The following is a 2,153-nucleotide window of genomic DNA, read 5'->3' as shown; positions in this document are numbered from 1 at the left end:
AAATACCACACTGGTGGTGCAACGCTTTGTGGAAAGCACACTTGAGAATATGCTGCTTGCAGCAAGCGGAATGTGGTACGGAAAGGGTAAAGGCAAGTCGTTTGGGGATATGATGGTAGAGCAAAACTGGGCAAAGACCCAGTACACGCTGATAGACTATGCGCAAGCAAAGGTAAGCGGGTATTTAAAGGATATAGGACAAAAGCAAGCCCAAAGTGCTCGTAAGGCTATGGAGGAAATGGAGAAGAAGGAGATACTGCTTGGACTTGCATGGTTAGGATTGCGAAAGGCAGGCAGTATACTTGGCAGTGCAGTAGATGGGATATATGAGTTGCTAGACAAAGGGATATTGACAATAGGAGAGGTAGTAGGCACAATAGGCCAGCGGATAATAAACTGGGTACAGGGGGAAGGCTTAAAGACGGATCAGGAGATCCTTATCAACAAGATAATAAAATTAGAAGAAACATCAAAAGCAGTAGAGGAATTTGGGAAGCAAAAGGTAAAGGAAATACTACAAGATTTTTATAAAGACAGCAAGGAGGTAACCGATGCAAAAATATGGGCTTTGAAACAGGCAGGGTGTGATACCACACAGTTGGAGGAAGAGATAGCAAAAAGACGGTTGGCAATAGAGGAGAAAAAGAAAATAGAATTAACAGATAAGAAGAAAAACGATGAAGTTGTCATTATTAATAAAGCAGGGATAGAACCCTTAATTAATTCAATTTTATGTATGATAGGATTAGTAAAAGATGAGAAAGTAATAAAAGGAGTTAAGTATTACAGTCAGCGGGACAATGAAACTAAAGATGGAATTGTAAATGGGAATAATATGTGTAATTTGACATCATTAGCAATGGTAATGGATCATAAAGGGATTGATGTGAAGAATGGGACAAAGCAGTATGAAGATAGGTTGTATGAGATTGCTAAAATAAAGAATGTAGGAGGTAAAAAATTATGGTATAATACAGGTATAGTATACAGAACAATATTTGATTATATAAATGAAAACTATAACACTAATTATATAGTAGAAATTAAAGATGCAAATAAATATGATTTTGAAAAGGAAGTAAAAAAACTCATTGATCAGAACAAACCTGTTATAGTAAGTGGGGATTTCCCTAATGGACATATAGTAACAATTGTAGGATATGATAGTAATGGATGGATAGTTCATGATCCGTATGGTAATGCAAACACAGGATATAAAGACACAAATGGTGAGTTTGTGCATTATAAATATGGAAAATATAGTATAGGTAAAAAGTGGTTTGCGTATATACGATAGTATAGATCTTAAAAAAAATGAGATAGTAAAGGAGGATAAAAAATGGATATTAGGACAATTATCGCATGTATAACATTAATGGTGGCAACATTGAGTATTTCTATAACTAGTGGCAAGCAAAAGGATATAAGGGAGATTTTTGATCATATAGTATATACAGATGAACCAATAGCAAGTTCAGAATTGGTAGAAAAAGGATTACCAAAAGATTTTTATAGTGCAAAAAAAGCAATAGATGGCAATAAAGACACTGCATGGGTAGAAGGAATTGAAGGAGATGGAATTGGAGAATATATAATGTTTAATTTAAATTTTGGTTCTATACCAAGTTATGGTGATTTTGATAATAATAAATTTATCATAGTTGACATAATCATTGTAAATGGTGTGGCTAAAAATGAAAAGTTGTTTAAAATGAATAACAGAATTAAAAAGGCTACATTAGAAGTTTATGAATCGGAAGTATCAATAAGACAAATAGATCCCTGGGTAGTATCTGAGCAAGTGCCGATATTAAATTCTACATTTGAAATTGAGTTGAAAGATATTTTTGAACCTCAACGATTTAGAATAAGATTTAAACCTAAACAAAAACCACTACATGGTCCAGTTAGTAGTTTTTTATGTATAGGTAAGCTTATTATTAAGGAAATATATCCAGGAACAAAGTATAAAGATACAGGTATAAGTGAAATAAAAGCAAGACGGATTGATGAGGAATAAAACATTTTTAAGTAAATAATTGTATTTGTTGGTAAATCATTTGCATAAAAAAAATAATTTTAAGTCATAAGAAAAAGAAGTACGCTAGTTCATGAGTATAAATCTCTGCATGATACGTGCACTGTGGCAATAG

2 protein-coding genes are annotated in these 2,153 nt (G+C 33.2%); both read left to right on the top strand.

Annotated features, from left to right (window positions below; translation table 11 throughout):
* The coding region (locus tag N3F66_14970; protein ID MCX8125449.1) for a C39 family peptidase at nucleotides 1-1,297 on the top strand (1,297 nt) is incomplete at its 5' end.
* A 42-nt stretch (nucleotides 1,298-1,339) separates the two neighbouring features.
* On the top strand, nucleotides 1,340-2,020 hold the full coding sequence (locus N3F66_14965) for a hypothetical protein (GenBank protein MCX8125448.1): 681 nt from the start codon (nucleotides 1,340-1,342) through the stop codon (nucleotides 2,018-2,020).
* Nucleotides 2,021-2,153 lie beyond the last annotated feature (133 nt).

The sequence above is a fragment of the Spirochaetota bacterium genome, assembly GCA_026414805.1.
GTDB lineage: Bacteria > Spirochaetota > UBA4802 > UBA4802 > UB4802 > UBA4802.
The sequence above is the reverse complement of the archived record's forward strand: the minus strand, read 5'-3'. Positions and strand labels throughout refer to the sequence as shown.